12 protein-coding genes and 2 pseudogenes are annotated in these 16,655 nt (G+C 75.2%); 1 reads left to right on the top strand and 13 read right to left on the bottom strand.

Annotation, left to right across the window (positions count from 1 at the left end; genetic code table 11):
- Positions 1-37: 37 nt before the first annotated feature.
- The 9 genes and pseudogenes from BJP59_RS18815 to BJP59_RS18775 all read right to left on the bottom strand — a co-directional run bounded on the left by BJP59_RS18815 (position 38) and on the right by BJP59_RS18775 (position 11,672).
- Positions 38-307, bottom strand: coding sequence for a hypothetical protein (locus tag BJP59_RS18815; RefSeq protein WP_194521736.1), 270 nt, complete (start codon positions 305-307; stop codon positions 38-40).
- A gap of 432 nt (positions 308-739) precedes the next feature.
- Positions 740-1,638: pseudogene (locus tag BJP59_RS18810) on the bottom strand (HpcH/HpaI aldolase/citrate lyase family protein).
- A gap of 194 nt (positions 1,639-1,832) precedes the next feature.
- A pseudogene (locus BJP59_RS18805) lies at positions 1,833-2,306 on the bottom strand (MaoC family dehydratase); the annotation flags it as partial.
- Positions 2,307-2,411: 105 nt separating this feature from the next.
- Positions 2,412-3,587: an acyl-CoA dehydrogenase family protein gene (locus BJP59_RS18800; RefSeq protein WP_171467266.1), complete on the bottom strand. Its 1,176-nt coding sequence runs from the start codon at positions 3,585-3,587 to the stop codon at positions 2,412-2,414.
- On the bottom strand, positions 3,584-5,974 hold the full coding sequence (locus BJP59_RS18795) for an acetyl/propionyl/methylcrotonyl-CoA carboxylase subunit alpha (RefSeq protein ID WP_194521735.1): 2,391 nt from the start codon (positions 5,972-5,974) through the stop codon (positions 3,584-3,586). Before BJP59_RS18795 ends, BJP59_RS18800 begins: the two co-directional genes overlap by 4 nt.
- A 4-nt stretch (positions 5,975-5,978) precedes the next feature.
- The gene (locus tag BJP59_RS18790) at positions 5,979-7,619 is read right to left on the bottom strand and encodes a carboxyl transferase domain-containing protein (protein WP_194521734.1); all 1,641 of its coding nucleotides are present in this window, start codon (positions 7,617-7,619) and stop codon (positions 5,979-5,981) included.
- Entirely contained in the window at positions 7,616-9,337 is a 1,722-nt protein-coding gene (locus BJP59_RS18785; protein ID WP_194521733.1) for a 2-oxo acid dehydrogenase subunit E2, read from the bottom strand. The genes BJP59_RS18790 and BJP59_RS18785 overlap by 4 nt, the downstream gene beginning before the upstream one ends.
- Complete coding sequence (locus BJP59_RS18780) at positions 9,334-10,362, bottom strand: alpha-ketoacid dehydrogenase subunit beta (RefSeq protein ID WP_021483500.1); 1,029 nt, start codon at positions 10,360-10,362, stop codon at positions 9,334-9,336. Before BJP59_RS18780 ends, BJP59_RS18785 begins: the two co-directional genes overlap by 4 nt.
- On the bottom strand, positions 10,359-11,672 hold the full coding sequence (locus tag BJP59_RS18775) for a thiamine pyrophosphate-dependent dehydrogenase E1 component subunit alpha (protein WP_194521732.1): 1,314 nt from the start codon (positions 11,670-11,672) through the stop codon (positions 10,359-10,361). Before BJP59_RS18775 ends, BJP59_RS18780 begins: the two co-directional genes overlap by 4 nt.
- Positions 11,673-11,814: 142 nt before the next feature.
- Here BJP59_RS18775 and BJP59_RS18770 point away from each other — a divergent pair, with 142 nt between their 5' ends.
- On the top strand, positions 11,815-12,291 hold the full coding sequence (locus BJP59_RS18770) for an Lrp/AsnC family transcriptional regulator (protein ID WP_021482549.1): 477 nt from the start codon (positions 11,815-11,817) through the stop codon (positions 12,289-12,291).
- A gap of 9 nt (positions 12,292-12,300) precedes the next feature.
- On the opposite strand, the gene BJP59_RS18765 is transcribed toward BJP59_RS18770, so the two are convergent.
- From BJP59_RS18765 to BJP59_RS18755, 4 genes are read right to left on the bottom strand one after another with little or no spacing between them, the layout of a single operon-like run.
- Positions 12,301-13,344 carry a glycosyltransferase family 2 protein gene (locus BJP59_RS18765; RefSeq protein ID WP_021482550.1) on the bottom strand — a complete coding sequence of 348 codons (1,044 nt, stop codon included), beginning with the start codon at positions 13,342-13,344 and terminating at the stop codon, positions 12,301-12,303.
- On the bottom strand, positions 13,341-13,700 hold the full coding sequence (locus tag BJP59_RS20055) for a hypothetical protein (RefSeq protein ID WP_228485184.1): 360 nt from the start codon (positions 13,698-13,700) through the stop codon (positions 13,341-13,343). The genes BJP59_RS18765 and BJP59_RS20055 overlap by 4 nt, the downstream gene beginning before the upstream one ends.
- Positions 13,670-13,978, bottom strand: coding sequence for a hypothetical protein (locus BJP59_RS20050; protein WP_228485183.1), 309 nt, complete (start codon positions 13,976-13,978; stop codon positions 13,670-13,672). The genes BJP59_RS20055 and BJP59_RS20050 overlap by 31 nt, the downstream gene beginning before the upstream one ends.
- Positions 13,979-13,999: 21 nt before the next feature.
- Complete coding sequence (locus BJP59_RS18755; protein WP_194521731.1) at positions 14,000-16,489, bottom strand: glycoside hydrolase family 3 C-terminal domain-containing protein; 2,490 nt, start codon at positions 16,487-16,489, stop codon at positions 14,000-14,002.
- Between the last annotated feature and the right edge of the window lie 166 nt (positions 16,490-16,655).

Below are 16,655 nucleotides of genomic sequence, written 5' to 3'. Positions count from 1 at the left end.
GGGGACGGCGCGGGGCCCGTGGAGCGCGCGTCGGCGATCAGCCGGGCACGCGTTCCCGGGCGGGGGCGAACGTCAGCGACGGCAGCGTCTCGAGCGTCCGGTGCGCGGCGACGTAGTCCTTGAGGTCCCCGCGGAAGACGACGCGGCCTGGCAGGTCGAGCAGCGTCTGGGGCCGCACCTGCCAGCGCTCGACCCCGAGGTCGCACACGCCCGCGCCGTGCAGCACGTGGTAGACGAACTCCGAGCAGAAGAACCGGTCCTCGGCCTCGTGCCCGCGGCCGAACCGCGCGCCGACGAGGCCGCGCACGTTGTACGAGAACGCGTGCGAGTCGAGCAGGAACTCGGTGATCCGGACGCGGATCGCCTCGTGCTGCTCGGGGTCACGGGCACCGCGAGCACGACCCCCGGCACGACGTCCATGCCGCGGTACAGGCCGTCGTCGAACCGCTCGCGCCGGAAGCAGCCGACGAACGGGTTGCCCGCGCGGCGTCGGCCGAAGCTGAACATGAGGTCGAGCCCCTGGTCGAGCGCGAGCGAGGAGTGCGTGAACTCGTCGCGCGTCGCCAGCGCGATCGTCCGGGACAGGACCGTACGACTGCGGGACAGGACGACGTAGACGTTCACGCGAGTGACCATACGATGCCCGAGCCCGCAAGCGGAACGGGCGGAGCGGGGTATTTGTCCGGTCAGCCGCGACGAGGCGCCGTCGGCCGGGCCCGCGAGCGCGAGATCCCCACGCTCATCCGTCCGACAGCGCCCGGTCGAGAACCACACGGTCGAGGACCGCCCGTGCGTGCCGGAGGACCGGCTCGTCGACCATGCGGCCCTCGAACGTGAAGACGGCGCCCGCGCCGCCCGGGTTCGCGGCCGCGGCGTCGAGCAGCGCGCGGGCGTCGGCCACCTGCTCGGCGGTCGGTGCGTAGGCGGCGCGGATCACGGGGACGTGGCTCGGGTGGATGCACGCCGTCGCGGCGAACCCCGACGCGGCGGCGTCCTCGGCCTCGGCGCGCAGCCCGTCAAGGTCGCCCACGTCGAGGTGCACCGCGTCGACCGCGGCCTTCCCCGCCGCACCGGCCGCGAGCAGCACCGCGGCGCGGGCGTGCCGCGCGACGTCGCGGTACGTGCCGTCGGGGCGGCGGCTCGACGTCCCCCGAGGGACGCGACGAGGTCCTCCGCGCCCCACATCAGCGCGACGACCTCGGGCCTGCGGGCGAGCTCCGGCGCCGCCACGACACCGGCGGCCGTCTCGCACAGCGCGAGCACTCGCACCCCGGGGAGCGTCGTCGCGAGCCCGCCGAGCGACGCGAGCAGCTCCGGCCCGGCCTTGGCGACCATGACCGTGCGCAGGCGCGTGTCCGCGAGCGCCGCCACGTCGAGCGCGTGCTCGGGCGTCCCGACGGGGTTCACGCGCACGACGGTGCGCGCCGGGTCGAGCGTCGCGGACGCCTCGACGACGGCACGCCGCGCGGCGTCCTTGGCGTGCGGCGCGACGGCGTCCTCGAGGTCGAGGATCACCGCGTCCGCGCGGTCCGCGGCCTTGGCGAACCGGTCGGGTCGGTCGCCGGGGCAGAACAGCAGCGCGGGCCCGAGCCCGAACCCTGGCGGGGAGGCGGCGCGGTGCCCGACGCCGTCGGTCACCACGCGCTCTCCTCGTCGCCGCGCTCGAGCACGGGCTCGTGCACCCCCGCCGCGTGCTCGCCGAGCCCGGGGCCGTCGTCGTGCCCGGCGCTGGGCCCGGGGGTGTCGCCGGGATCGGTACCCACCGTGCCCGCAGCCCCGGGTCCGGTGGACGCCCCGGGGGACCGGGCGTCGTCGGGCACCGCCGCGGACGCCGCCTCGTGGGCGGCGCGCGTCCAGAAGAGCGCGGTGCGGACGGCGCGTGCGACGAGCACGCCGTCCTGGTTGAGGCCGCGGTGCTCGAGGGTCACGACGCCCTGCCCCGGCCGCGACGCGGAGAGCCGCTTCTCGACGACCTCCGTCTCGGCGTAGAGGGTGTCGCCGTGGAACAGCGGCTGGGGGAACTCGACCTCGCGGAACCCGAGGTTCGCGACGATCGTGCCCTGCGTGACCTGCCCGACGGAGAGCCCGACGAGCGTCGACAGCGTCATCATCGAGTTGACGAGCCGCTGCCCGAACGGCTGGGTCGCGGCCCACGCGGCGTCGAGGTGCAGCGCCTGGTGGTTCATCGTGAGCGTGGAGAAGACGACGTCGTCCGCCTCCGTGAGCGTGCGGCCGGGCCGGTGGCGGTACACCACCCCGGTCTCGAGCTCGTCGTAGTACAGGCCCCGCTGGACCACCTCGCGCATGCTGCTCCTCCCCTCGTCCCTGACGTCGCGAGCCGCCGACCACGAGGTTGCTGTCGCGATGACCGTGAGGACGACAGCAACGTCGTGGTCGGCGTCGGTCCCGCGCTAGCCGTCCAGTCCCAGGCTCCTCGCGATGACCATGAGCTGCACCTCGGTCGTGCCCTCGCCGACCTCGAGCACCTTCGCGTCGCGGTAGTGCCGCGCGACGGGGTTCTCGTTGAGGAACCCGTAGCCGCCGAAGATCTGCGAGGCGTCGCGCGCGTTCGCCATCGCGGCCTCGCCGCCCACGAGCTTCGCGACCGACGCCTCCGCCTTGAACGGCTTGCCGCGCACGAGCTTCTGCGCGGCGTCGAGCCACGCGAGGCGCGCGGTGTGGACGCGCGCCTGCATGCGGGCGAGCGTGAACGCGACGTGCTGGTTCTCCCCGATCGACCGACCGAACACGACGCGCTCGCGCGCGTACCGCAGCGCCTCCTCGAGGCAGCCCTGCGCGGCGCCGGTCGCGAGGGCGGCGAACGCGATGCGGCCCTCGTCGAGCGCGCGGAGGAAGTTCGCGTACCCACGGCCGCGCTCGCCGAGGAGGTTCCCGGCGGGCACGCGGACGTCGGTCAGCGTGAGGGGGTGCGTGTCCGAGGTGTGCCAGCCGACCTTGTCGTACGACGGCCCGACCTCGAGCCCGGGCGTCCCCGCCGGGACGATGATGCTTGACAGCTCCTTGCGCAGCTCGCCCTCCGGGCCGACCGTCTCGCCCGTGACGGCGGTGATGGTCACGAGGCTCGTGATGGGCGTCCCCGAGTTGGTGATGAACTGCTTGGACCCGTCGATCACCCACTCGTCGCCGTCGAGCCGCGCGGTCGTGCGGGTGCCGCCCGCGTCGGACCCGGCACCGGCCTCGGTGAGCCCGAACGCCGCGAGCGCCCGCCCGGCGAGCAGGTCGGGCAGCCACCGCTCCTGCTGCTCGCGCGAGCCGTGCCGGTAGAGCGGGACGATCCCGAGCCCGACCCCGGCCTCGAGCGTCACCGCGATCGACTGGTCGACGCGCGCGAGCGCCTCGACGGCGAGGCACAGCGACACGTAGTCCTGGCCCTGGCCGCCGACGTCGCGCGGGAACGGCAGCCCGAACAGCCCGAGCTCCCCCATCTGCGCGATGATCTCCATCGGCAGGCGGCGTTCCGTGTCGTAGCGGTAGGCGGCGGGGGCGACGACGCTGTCCGCGAAGTCGCGCACCACCTGGCTGAGCTTCCGCTGCTCGTCGTCGAGCAGGACGTCGGCCTCGATCATGATGCTCCCTGGGTGTCGGGTTGCGGGACCGGGGCGGCGGGTTGTGCCGCACCGGAGTCGTGAGGGTGGACGACGGCGACCACCTGGTCCCGGCGCACGAGGTCGCCGGGTCGCACGCGCACGTCCGCGACGCCGTCGTGCGGGGCGAGGAGCGGGTGCTCCATCTTCATGGCCTCGACGGTGACGAGAACGTCCCCGGCGGTGACGGGCTCGCCGTCCGCGACGGCCGTCACGACCGTGCCGGGCATCGCGGCGCGCACCTCGGGGTCGGTCGCGCCGGGCGCGTCACCCCGTGCCCGACGGCGGTCGGCCCGCGCCCGTGCGGCGCGCTGCTCCCGGTCCGGGGCGGCCAGGGCGACGGTCCGCCCGGCGCGCCACACCCACACCGTCGCGGGCTCGCCGTCGGCGGGGGGCGCGTCGAGGGCGAGCCGCACGCGCTCCCGGACACCGTCCAGGCTGAGCCACCACGCGCCGTCGGCCCCGGGGTCGCGGACGAGCGACGCCCGCGCCGCGTGCGTCGTCGAGCCGGGCCACGCGCCGTCGTCGGGCGCCGGCACGTGCACGACGGCGTCCCCCACCACCCCGGACACGCGCACCTCGTGCGCGCCCCCGCCGGCATCGACGAGCAGGACCCGCCGCGCCGCCGCGTCCCCGTTGAGCCGCCACCCGTCCCCCGCCCGCCAGGGATCGTCGTCCCGCCCCCCGATCCCCCCGCCGAGCAGGCGGTTGTGGCCCGTCCCGCCCTCCGGACGAGCCGCAACCACCTGCTCGACGAGGAACAGGGCTGCGGCGACGAGGTCGACCCAGTCCGGGCCGTCGGATGGCGAGCCGACCTCCGAGGCGAGGGGGCGGGGGGTGTGCGCGCCGTCGTGGTCGGGCCTGGCGGGAGCGCCCGAGGAACGAGGGCGCGGAGGGTAGACGGCGCGCGCACCCCCCGGCCCCTCGCCGGACCCGACCACAGACCCCGACCCCGACGCCACCAGCCGGTCGATCAGGCCGGTGTCGAGCCGACCGGCACGGACGTCGTCGTCCGCGAGGAGAGACCGCAGGAACGCCGTGTTCGTCTCGACACCCAGCACGACCGTCCGCGCGAGCAGGCCGTCGAGGCGCTCCACGGCCTCGTCGCGCGTCTCGCCCCAGGCGACGGCCTTCGCGAGCATCGGGTCGTAGTGCCCACCCACCACGGCACCGGCGGAGATCCCGGAGTCGAGGCGCAGCGGCGAGGCGCCGGGCCCGGCAGGGACGCCGCCGTCGTCGTAGACCCGGACCGACCCGGTGGCCGGGAGGAACCCGCGCTCGGGCGACTCGGCGTAGAGGCGCGCCTCGACGGCGTGGCCGCGGAGCACGACGTCGTCCTGCGCCAGGCCCAGCGGCTCGCCCGCCGCGACGCGGAGCTGGAGCGCGACGAGGTCGAGGCCGGTGACCATCTCGGTCACGGGGTGCTCGACCTGGAGGCGCGTGTTCATCTCGATGAAGAAGAACTCGTCGGGGCTCGCGGCAGGGACGAGGAACTCGACCGTCCCGGCGCCGACGTACCCGACCGACCGCGCGACCTCGCACGCGGCCTCGCCCATGCGGGCGCGCTGCTCCGCGGTGAGGAGCGGCGACGGCGCCTCCTCGACCACCTTCTGGTGGCGGCGCTGGAGCGAGCACTCGCGCTCGCCGAGGTGGACCACGGTCCCGTGCGTGTCGGCGAGCACCTGCACCTCGATGTGGCGCGGCGCCTCGACGAGCCGTTCGAGCAGGAGCGTGTCGTCGCCGAACGACGACGCCGCGACCCGACGCGCCGACGCGAGCGCGCCCGGCAGGTCGGCCTCGGCGCGCACGACGACCATGCCCTTGCCCCCGCCCCCGGCGGACGGCTTGACGAGCAGCGGGAACCCGACGGCGCCCGCGGCGGTGAGGAGGTCGTCGTCGGACATCCCGGGCTCGCCCGCCCCCGGCACGACGGGCACGCCCCGCGCGCCGACGATGCTCTTCGCGGCGAGCTTGTCGGCCATCGCCTCGAGCGCGTCGACGCCCGGCCCGACGAACGCGATCCCCGCGCGCTCGCACGCCCGGGCGAGCACCGGGTTCTCCGAGAGGAAGCCGTAGCCGGGGTGGACCGCCTCGGACCCGGTCGCGACGGCCGCGGCGACGACGGCGTCGACGTCGAGGTAGCTCTGCGCGGCGGGCGCGGGCCCGATCCGGACCGCGACGTCCGCCTCGCGCACGTGGCGCGCGTCGGCGTCGGCGTCGGAGAAGACGGCGACGGACCGCACGCCGAGGCGGCGCAGCGTGCCGATCACGCGGCACGCGATCTCGCCGCGGTTCGCGACGAGGACCGTGCGGAACCCGGTACCGCCGGGCGGGCGGGCGGTCGCGTCGAGGAAGGTGCGGGAGGTCATCGGCTCACATCCGGAAGAGGCCGAACCGGTCACCGGTCCAGGTCTCGGCGAGGGGCGTGCGCGCGCACACGCCGAGGGCGAGGCCGAGCACGCGGCGCGTGTCGGCGGGGTCGATCACGCCGTCGTCCCACAGCCGCGCGGTCGCGTAGTAGGGGCTGCCGTGCTCGTCGTAGTCGGCGCGGATGCCGGCGGAGAACGCGGCCTCCTCGTCGGGGTCCCACGTCTCGCCGCGCGCCGCGAGCTGGTCGCGCTTGACGGTCGACAGCACGGACGCGGCCTGCGGGCCGCCCATCACGGAGATGCGGCTCGCGGGCCACGACCACAGGAAGCGCGGCGAGTACGCGCGGCCGCACATCGAGTAGTTCCCCGCCCCGAACGAGCCGCCGACGATCACCGTGAGCTTCGGGACGCGCGTCGTCGCGACGGCCGTGACCATCTTCGCGCCGTCCTTCGCGATCCCGCCCGCCTCGGCGTCCGTGCCGACCATGAAGCCGGAGATATTCTGCAGGAACAGCAGCGGGATGCCGCGCTGGTCGCACAGCTCGACGAAGTGCGCCCCCTTGAGCGCGGACGCCGAGAACAGCACGCCCTGGTTCGCGAGGATCCCCACCGGGTGCCCGTGGATCCGCGCGAAGCCCGTGACGAGCGTGTCGCCGTACTCGCGCTTGAACTCGTCGAACCGGCTCCCGTCGACGAGCCGGGCGATGACCTCGCGGGGGTCGTAGGGAGCCTGGACGTCGGCCGGGACGGCGGCGTACAGATCCTCCCCCGGGTCCTGTACGGCGGCACCCGCCACGCGGGGAGGCTCGCTGGGCGCCACGTCCCACGCGGGCTCCGGGTCGGGCGGGAGCGTCGCGACGATGCGCCGCACGGTGTCGAGCGCGTCCTCGTCGTCGTCGGCGAGGTGGTCGACGACGCCGCTGCGACGCGCGTGCAGCTCGCCGCCGCCGAGCTCCTCGGCCGTGACGACCTCGCCGATCGCCGCCTTCACGAGCGGCGGCCCGCCGAGGAAGATCGTGCCCTGCCCGCGCACGATGACCGTCTCGTCGCTCATCGCGGGCACGTAGGCGCCGCCCGCCGTGCACGACCCGAGCACCGCGGAGATCTGCGGGATCCCCGCCGCCGAGAGACGCGCCTGGTGGTAGAAGATGCGGCCGAAGTGGTCGCGGTCCGGGAACACCTCGGCCTGCCGGGGCAGGAAGGCACCGCCCGAGTCGACGAGGTAGACGCACGGCAGCCGGTTCTCCAGCGCGATCTCCTGCGCCCGCAGGTGCTTCTTCACCGTGAGCGGGTGGTACGTGCCGCCCTTCACGGTCGCGTCGTTGCACACGACCATGACCTGCCGCCCGCTGACCACCCCGATCCCGGCGACGACGCCCGCCGCCGGCCACGCGCCGTCGTCCACGCCGTACCCGGCGAGCGGTGCGATCTCCAGGAACGGGCTGCCCGCGTCGAGCAGCCGGTCGACGCGGTCGCGCGGGAGCAGCTTGCCGCGCGCCACGTGCCGGTCGCGCGCCGACGCCGGGCCGCCACGCGCGACGTCCGCCGTGCGCTCGCGCAGCTCCTGCGCGAGCCCGCGCTGCGCGGCGTCGTTCGCGCGGGCCGCGTCCGACCCGGGCTCGACGGCGCTCGTCAGGACGGTCACGCGACCACCTCCTGCCGGCTCCCGGCGAGGAGCGCGAGCGCCGGGTCCTCCAGCAGCGCGCCCAGGTCGGCGAGGAAGCGCGCGCCCTGCTCGCCGTCGACCACGCGGTGGTCGAACGACAGGCTGAGCGTGACGACGTCGCGCAGCGCGACCTCGCCGTCGTGCTCCCAGGGCCGACGCCGCACCGCCCCCAGGCCGAGGATCGCCGCCTCGCCGGGGACGAGGATCGGGGTGCCCGCGTCGACGCCGAACACCCCGACGTTGGTGATCGAGATCGTCCCGCCGGTCAGGCGCTCGGGCGTCGTGCGGCCGTCGCGCGCGGTGGTCGTGAGGTCGGTCAGCGCGACCGCGAGGTCGGGCAGGTCGAGCGCCTGCGCGTCGGGCACGTGCGGCACGACGAGACCCCGGTCGGTCGCGACCGCGATCCCCAGGTGCACCCGTCGGTGCCGCACGATCTCCGCCGAGCCGTCGGGGAGGTCGCGCCACGCGCTGTTGAGCGCGGGGTGGCGCGGCAGCACGAGGCACAGCGCTCGGGCCGCGAGCGCCAGCACGGTGATCCGCGCGCCGCGCGCGAGGCGGTGGGTGCGCAGCCGTTCCAGGAGCTCGACGCTCCGCGTCACGTCCACCGTGAGGAGCACCGTCGCGTGGGGCGCCGTGAACGCGCTCGCCACCATCGCCGCCGCGGTGTGCTTGCGCACGCCCCGCACGGGCACGACCTCCGCCTCGAGGCCGGCCGCGCGGTCGGCGGCCACGCCCGTCACCGCGCCCGGCGCCGAGAGGGGAGAAGTGGCCCCTCGGCCGCGGTCCGGAGGGGCCAGTTCTCGCTTCTCGCCGCTCGGTGCCCCCGGGCCGGCGGACGTCGCGGGGTGCGCGTGGTGCTCGTCGCGCGGTCGGCGTGCGACGTCGCGATGGCAGCTCACCGCCGCGAGGACGTCCTCGCGCGTGATGAGCCCGTCGCGGCCGGAGCCCTCGACGCGGTCGATCCGCACGCCGAGCTTCTTCGCGAGCGCGCGCACCGGCGGCGTCGACCGCGGCCACTCGCCGGTCACGGTCGTGCGGCGGGGCGCCTCGGCGACGTCGGGCGGTGAAACCTGGGTTTCAGTCACCGCCCGCCGGGGTCGACGCGCGGGCCGCCCGACCCGGTCGGGTCGGGCCCCGTAGCCGACGAGGTTCGGCTCGGGCGCGTCGGCGGGGTCGGCCAGGGTGGTGGCCGGGTCGACGGCCGGGTCACCGCCCGAGGAGCGGGCCGGGCCGTCGGACAGGCCTCCCGTCGGGGCGGTTCCCGCCCCGCCGACCGCCCCGGCGACCGCCCCGACCAGGGCGGGGACGGCGTCGGGCACCCGGGCCGGGACCCCGGCGGACGCGCGCTCCGGCCCGCGGACGGACGCACCCACCGCGCCCTCGGCGGACCCGGGCGCCGCGGCGCCGTCCGTCACCGGGGCGGCACCGCCGCCGGACACGGGGGCCGCGCCGTCGTCGACCTCGAAGGTGACCAGCGGCTCGCCGACGCTCACGGTCTGGCCCTCCTCGGCGTGGAGGGACGCGACGACGCCCGCGTACGGGGACGGGAGGTCGACGAGGGCCTTCGCGGTCTCGACCTCCGCGATGACCTGATTGAGCTCGACGCGGTCGCCCGCGTGGACGTGCCAGCTGACGATGTCGGACTCGGTGAGCCCTTCGCCCAGGTCGGGGAGGCGGAACTCGCGCAGCGCCGTCATCGGGCCACCTCCGCGACGGGACGCCCGGACGACGGCACGAACGGCTCGACGCGCCCCAGCACGCGGTCGACGCCGTCGAGGATGCGGTCGAGGTCGGGCAGGTAGTGACCCTCGAGCTTCGCGGGCGGGTACGGCATGCCGTGGCCCGTGACCCGCACGGGCGGGGCCTCGAGGTACTCGAAGCAGCGGTCCGTCACGGTCGCGGCGATCTCCGCGCCGAGCCCGGCCTGGCGCGGGGCCTCGTGCGTGACGACGACCCGCCCGGTCTTGCGGACCGACGCCGCGACGGTGTCGTGGTCGATCGGCGACAGCGAGCGCAGGTCGACCACCTCGACGGAGACGCCGTCGTCCGACGCGGCGACGGCGGCGTCGAGCGCGGTCCCGACGAGGCCGCCCCACGTGACGAGCGTGACGTCGTGGCCCTCGCGCACGACGCGGGCCCGGTCCATGGGCGGCGGGTCGACGGGGTCGAGGTCGACCTCGCCCTTGAGGTGGTAGCGCCGCTTGGGCTCGAAGAAGATCACCGGGTCGTCGCACGCGACGGCCTGGCGGAGCACGGTGTACGCGTCCTGGGGGTTCGCGACCGACACGACGCGCAGCCCGGCCGTGTGCGCGAACAGCGCCTCGGGCGACTCCGAGTGGTGCTCGGCCGCGCCGATGCCGCCGCCCACGGGGATGCGGATCGTGATCGGCAGGCGCACCTTGCCGCCGGTGCGGGCGTGCATCTTCGCGAGCTGGGACAGGATCTGGTCGAACGCGACGAACACGAAGCCGTCGAACTGGATCTCGCACACCGGCCGGTACCCGCGGTACGCGAGCCCGACGGCCGTCCCGATGATCCCGGACTCCGCGAGCGGGGTGTCGAGCACGCGCCGCGGTCCGAACTCCGCCTGGAGCCCGTCCGTCACGCGGTAGACGCCGCCCAGGCGGCCGACGTCCTCGCCCATGACGACCACGCGGTCGTCGTCGGTCATCGCGCGGTGCAGCCCGGCGCCGAGCGCCTTCGCGAGCGTGAGGGTCGTCATCGCGCCTCCTCCCCGTCGAAGCCGGCGAGGTAGTGCGCGTACTCCGCGCGCTCGCGGTCCAGCGCGTGGTGCGGCTCCGCGTAGACGTGGTCGAAGAGCGAGAGCGGCGGCGGGTCGGTGAGCGCGACGCACCCGGCGCGCAGCTCGGCGGCCGCCGCGTCGGCGACCTCCTGCACGTGCGCCGCGCCCGCGTCGTCGAGCACCCCGACGGCGCGCAGGTACGCCTCGAAGCGCGCGATCGGGTCGCGGCGCGTCCACTCCTCCACCTCGGTCGCGTCGCGGTAGCGCTTCGGGTCGTCGGCCGTGGTGTGCGGGCCCATGCGGTAGGTGACGGCCTCGATCAACGTGGGGCCGCCGTCGTGCCGGGCGCGGTCGAGGGCGGCGCGGGTCACGGCGAGCACGGCGAGGACGTCGTTGCCGTCGACGCGCACGCCCGGCAGGCCGAACCCGCGGGCGCGCTCCGCGAGCGGGACGCGCGACTGGAGCGCGACCGGCTCGGAGATGGCCCACTGATTGTTCTGGCAGAAGAACACCACCGGCGAGCGGTACGTGGACGCGAAGACGAACGCCTCGTTCACGTCGCCCTGGCTCATCGCACCGTCGCCGAAGTACGACACCCCGACCGGCAGCCCGGCGGCGGCGTCGACGCGGCCGGCGTCGACGTCGTTCTGCACGCCCATCGCCCAGCCCGTCGCGTGCAGCGCCTGGGCGCCGATGATGACCTGCGGCGACGCCATGCCGATCGCGTACGGGTCCCAGCCGGAGACCGCGACGCCGCGCCAGACGCGGACGAGGTCGACGAGCGCCGCGCCGCGCACCCGCGCGACGGCGTGCTCGCGGTAGGAGGAGAAGACGAAGTCGTCGTCGCGCAGCGCGCGCGCCGAGCCGACCTGCGCCGCCTCCTGGCCGAGGAGCGGCGGCCAGAGCGCGAGCTCGCCCTGCCGCTGGAGCGCCGTGGCCTCCGCGTCGATGCGACGCGCCACGACCATGTCCTCGTGGAGCCGCAGCAGCGCCGACCGGGCCGCCGCGCGCGCGGCGTCGTCGGACGCCGTCGGGTCGAGGTCCGCGAGCCACCGGTCGAGGTCCGGGTCGCGGTGGCGGGTGCCGTCCTCGTCGAGCACGCGCAGGGTCGGCGTCGACCCGGGGCCCGGGTCGGGCGGGTCCTGCCGCGGCGCGTCCTTGCGCACGTCGCGCACCACGTTCTTCCGGTCTGCTCGTGCGTCGCGCGGGGTTGCCGCCCGGTGACCGTCGTACGCCTTCGGCGGGGTCGCCGCCGTCGGTCCGGTCCGCACCGCAGGTTCGCTGGGCATCGTCGCCACCTCACCTCGGGGAGCCGGTCCTCTCCGTCGAGGACCGAGGTAGGGGGAACGTAACCCGCGTCACGCACATGGCTCCACCGACGCCTGACGCACCGTGCACTGTGACCGCTGTCACTCGGTTAGGGTGAGCACCATGCACAGCGCCGACGCTGTCGACCTCGACCTCCTGCTCGCGCTCGCCGACGACCCGCGGGCCACGATCGTCGCGCTCGCCGACCGGCTGCGGCTCTCCCGCAACACGGTCGCCGCGCGGCTCGCCCGCCTCGAGGCCGAGGGCGCGTTCCTCGACCTCGACCGGCGCATCGACCCGCACGTGCTGGGACACCCCCTCACGGCGTTCGTCGAGGTGCAGCTCCGGCAGAAGGAGCTCGCGCGCATCGTCGACGACCTCGCGCGCATCCCCGAGGTCGTGCAGGCGTTCGGGCGCAGCGGCACCGCGGACCTGCGCGTCACCGTCGCGTGCCGCGACACGGACCACCTCTTCCGCATCGACGCCGCGATCCTCGCGATCGACGGCGTCGAGCGCACGGAGACCTCGCTGTCGATGGGCGAGCTCATCCCCTACCGGCTGCGGCCGCTCATCGAGAAGCAGCGCCGCGGCCCGCGCTGACGGGGACGGTCAGCTGAAGCCGATCGCGCGCTGCGCGACCCGGTAGGCCAGGACGGTCACGCGCCGTCCCGCCGGACCGGGGAGGTTGGCGATCTGCCCGAGGCCCGACCAGCGCACCTGGTGGTAGAGCTGGGGGTCCTGGGCGCGCAGGCGCGACCAGAGCCGCTCCTTCTCCACGAGGCACGCGGGCGTCCCCGCACGCACGAGCAGGATCGACGACACCGCGCAGATGATCTCCACGTAGTGCAGCAGGTAGCGACGCAGGCGCCGGTCGGTCACCGGGGTCCGGGAGACGTGCTCGAGCATGAGCCAGTTGACGCGGAGCTGCTGGTCGAGCCGCTTGAGCATGACGGCCTCGTGCACGGACTGGTCCTCGCGGCCGATGAAGTACCGGTAGAGGTCGACGTCGAGGTAGTACAGCGTGCGCACGTGCGCGAGCGGCACCAGCGCGTACAGGTTGTCCACGTAGAACGTGTGCTCGGGGAGCCGCAGGCCCGCGTCGCGCAGCACCTGGGTCCGGTACATGAGGGCGTGCATCATCATGTACTGGCGCTTGGCGAAGCGGCGGGTCTGCGACCACGTGAGCACGCGTCCGCGCGGCAGCGCGCCGCGGTACCGGACGGCCGTCTTCACGCGCTTGCCGACCTTCTCGTACACGAAGTTGCTCACCAGCAGGTCGACGGGCTCCCCGCCGGGGGTGCCGGCGTCCACGAACCGGCGCACGAACCCGCGCAGCGTCGTGAGCACCTGGGCGAGCGCGGCGCGGTCCACCCAGTCGTCGGCGTCCACGACCTTGAGGTACTCCCCGCGCGCGTGGTCGAGGCCGGTGTTGATCGCCGACCCGTGCCCGCCGTTGGCCTTGCGCAGCACGTGCACCTCGCCCGGGTACCGGTCCGCGTAGCCCTGGGCGAGCGCCGCCGTCCCGTCGGTGGAGCCGTCGTCGACGACGAGCACCTCCACCTCGGGACCGAACCCGACGAGCGAGTCGAGGGCGCGCGCCAGGTACGGCTCGGCGTTGTACGCCGGGACCACGACGGTCAGGAGCGGGGTCACGACGCACGCACCTCTCCGGCGTGCTCCGCCTCCGGCGCGGCCGGCGTCTCGGGCACCTGCTTGAAGATGACCTTGAAGATCGGGAAGAACACCCAGAACGAGATCGCGGCGTTGATGATCATCGTCGTGAAGTCCGCGAGGGTCTCGCCGGCGCCGCCCAGGCCCCACGTGTCGATGAACAGCTCGTAGATCGGCGTCTTGTACAGGCCCTGCGCGGCGGCCGCCGCGATCGAGATGACGACGTACGCGATGGTGTACCAGAGCGCGGCCTTCGCGACCGACGAGTTCGACTTGAACGTGATGGTGCGCTGAGCGAAGAAGTTGATCACCTGCGCCACCAGCAAGGTGATCTGCACGGCGAGGAAGTATGCCAGCCCCCGCCGCCGCCCGGGAGCGGACCGGCGGCGTAGTCGAAGACGTAGTAGGCCGACCCGTCCGGGTTCGTCCCGACCGGCCAGACCTGGAACGCGACGTCCACCAGGGCGGTCATGCCGAAGACCCACTTGATGAGGGGCATGAGCGCGAGCTGCAGCACGGTGATGCCGTTGCTCAGCACGAGGAACACGACGAACTGCGCGGTCCCGGGTCGCTTCTCGGAGAACCGGCGCCAGGCGTCGCGGAGGCGGGTGAGCATGGGTGTTCCCTTTCGAGCGGGTCAGGCGTCGCCGCGCAGCGTGCGGGCGGTACGACGGTCGGCACGGCGGTTGCGGACGAACCCGCGCACGACGGCGCCGGTGCCGCGGAAGAAGTGGCCGTTGACGATGCGGACGATGCCGTCGACCATGGCGTCGTCGACCATGCCGCCGGTCATCTTCCCGATGGCCCGGAACGGCATGTTGAGCAGGAAGAGGACGTTGAGGTCCGGCGCACCCTTGCGGTCGGCCGCGTCGCGCCGCCAGGACAGGACGCGGAACGCGAGCCGGGCCAGGGGCGAGCGCGCGTCGGCGAGGCGCGAGAGCGGGTCGTTCACGCCGAGCACCCCGGACCACGCCGCGGTCGGGACCGGCCGGCCGAGGAGCGCCGCGAACTGCGCGTCCGACACGTCGTGGACGCGTCCGGTGCGGTACGGCTCGGGCAGGTCGTCCTCGGTGCGCGGAGGCACCGTGCCGTCGAGCTCGACCGTCGCGCGCAGCGGGAGGTCGTCGACGTGGGAGCCGACGAGCACCGACCAGGCACCCTGCTCGACCTGCCACGCCCCGGTCGCCACGTCCCAGTGCCGGAACGCCGCGTCCCCGAGGGGCACGGTGACCGTGCGCGACTCGCCCGGGTCGAGCTCGACGCGCGCGAACCCCGCGAGCGCGCGGTCCGGGCGGTGGACGCCCGGCGTCTCCCGACGCACGTAGACCTGCACGACGTCCGCCCCCGCGACGGGCCCGGTGTTGGTGACCGTGACCGTCACGCCGACGGCTCCCGCGTCCGCGTCGACCACGAGGTCGGAGTGCGAGAACGTCGTGTACGACAGCCCGAAGCCGAAGGGGAACGCGACCGGGACGTCGGCGCTCGTGTAGTACCGGTAGCCGACGTACAGGCCCTCGCGGTAGACGGCGGTGCGCCCGGTCGCGGGGAACGACGCGGCGGTCGGGGTGTCCGCGAGCCGCACGGGCAGCGTCTCGGCGAGCCGCCCCGACGGGTTGACGGCGCCGGTGAGCACGTCGAGGACGCCCCCGGCCCCGGCCTGCCCCCCGAGGTAGCCGTGCACGAGCGCACGAGCCGCGCCGAGCCACGGGGTGGAGATCGCGCCCCCGCCCGCGAGGACCACGACGGTCGCGGGGTTGACCGCGGCCACGGCCTCGAGCACCTCGACCTGCGCCGGGTGCAGCGCGAGCGTCGTGCGGTCCAGACCCTCCGACTCGGCGATCTCGTCGAGGCCGAGGAACAGCAGCACCGCGTCCGCGCCCTGCGCGGCCGCGACCGCCTCCTCGCGCAGCGCGGCGTCGGGCGTGCCGTCCCGACGGAAGCCGGGGGCGAACGTCGTCAGCTCGAGCCCCGAGCCGTCGATCACGTCGAGCACGCTGTCGAGGCGCGTCGGGTTGACCGCGGACGACCCGGAGCCCTGGTAGCGCGGGGTGCGCGCGAAGTCGCCGACGACCGCGACCCTGGTCCCCGCCGCGAGCGGCAGGATCGCGTCCTCGTTCTTGAGCAGCACCGCCGAGCGCGCCGCGACCTCGCGGGCGAGCGCGTGGTGGGCGTCGGCGTCGACGGCCGGGGCGGTGCCCGGCTCGCGGGCCGCGGCGACGAGCCGCAGCACCTCCTCGGCGCGCGCGTCGAGGTCGGCCGCGTCGAGGCGGCCCGACCGCACGGCGTCGACGAGCCGGCGCGCCGAGCCCAGGCCGGCCGCCGGCATCTCGAGGGTGCCACCGGCCGCCGCGGCGGCGACGACGTCGTTCGAGCCGCCCCAGTCGGAGACGACGGCGCCGTCGAACCCCCACTCCCGGCGCAGGACCTGGGTGAGGAGGAACGGGTCCTCATGGGCGTAGACGCCGTTGACGAGGTTGTACGACGACATGACCGTCCGGGGCCGGGCCTCCGCGACGACGATCCCGAACGCGGAGAGGTAGACCTCCCGGAGCGTGCGCTCGTCGACCACGGAGTCCGAGACCATGCGGCGCAGCTCCTGGGAGTTCACCGCGAAGTGCTTGGGGCACGCGGCGACGCCGTGGGACTGGATCCCGCGCACGTAGCCGGCGGCCATCCGGCCCGCGAGCAACGGGTCCTCGGAGAAGTACTCGAAGTTGCGCCCGCCGAGCGGCGACCGCTTGATGTTGAGGCCCGGGCCGAGCAGCACGTCCACGTCCTGCGCCGCGGCCTCGGCGCCGAGCGCGGAGCCCACGCGCTCGGCCAGCTCGACGTCCCACGTGTTCGCCACGGCGGCCGCCGTCGGGAAGCACGTGGCCTCCTGCGAGGCCGCGATGCCGAGGTGGTCGGCGGCGCCGAGCTGCTTGCGGACGCCGTGCGGGCCGTCGGCCAGCCAGAGGGAGCGGACGCCGAGCCGCGGGAGGTCGTGCGTCTCCCACACGGTCTTCCCCGTCAGCAGGGCCGCCTTCTCCAGGAGCGTCAGGCTCGCGGTCGGGACGACGGCGGTCGTCGTCCCCGGGGCCGCGGCCGTCTCGCCGGCCGCGGCGGTGGTCTCGCCGTGGAGCTGCACGGTGCTCTCCTTGCGTGGTCGTGGGGTCGTGCGGGGTGCGTCGGGGCGGTCCCGGGCAGGCCGGGGCCGGCCGTCGGCGGTGCGCCGCGGACGGCGACTGGTCGGACGCGCGGGGCGGGGGCCCGGTGCCGGACGGCGGTCCGGGCCCCGGCGTCGGGCCGGCGGT

It is taken from the genome of Cellulosimicrobium sp. JZ28 (assembly GCF_015327065.1).
Classification (GTDB): domain Bacteria; phylum Actinomycetota; class Actinomycetes; order Actinomycetales; family Cellulomonadaceae; genus Cellulosimicrobium; species Cellulosimicrobium funkei.
The sequence above is the reverse complement of the archived record's forward strand: the minus strand, read 5'-3'. Positions and strand labels throughout refer to the sequence as shown.

Excerpts from the sequence above, each read along its gene's own strand:
- BJP59_RS18800 (WP_171467266.1), bottom strand. The coding sequence starts at position 3,587 with ATGATCGAGGCCGACGTCCTGCTCGACGACGAGCAGCGGAAGCTCAGC.
- BJP59_RS18795 (WP_194521735.1), bottom strand. The coding sequence starts at position 5,974 with ATGACCTCCCGCACCTTCCTCGACGCGACCGCCCGCCCGCCCGGCGGT.
- BJP59_RS18785 (WP_194521733.1), bottom strand. The coding sequence starts at position 9,337 with ATGACGGCGCTGCGCGAGTTCCGCCTCCCCGACCTGGGCGAAGGGCTC.
- BJP59_RS18780 (WP_021483500.1), bottom strand. The coding sequence starts at position 10,362 with ATGACGACCCTCACGCTCGCGAAGGCGCTCGGCGCCGGGCTGCACCGC.
- BJP59_RS18775 (WP_194521732.1), bottom strand. The coding sequence starts at position 11,672 with ATGCCCAGCGAACCTGCGGTGCGGACCGGACCGACGGCGGCGACCCCG.
- BJP59_RS18770 (WP_021482549.1), top strand. The coding sequence starts at position 11,815 with ATGCACAGCGCCGACGCTGTCGACCTCGACCTCCTGCTCGCGCTCGCC.
- BJP59_RS20050 (WP_228485183.1), bottom strand. The coding sequence starts at position 13,978 with ATGCTCACCCGCCTCCGCGACGCCTGGCGCCGGTTCTCCGAGAAGCGA.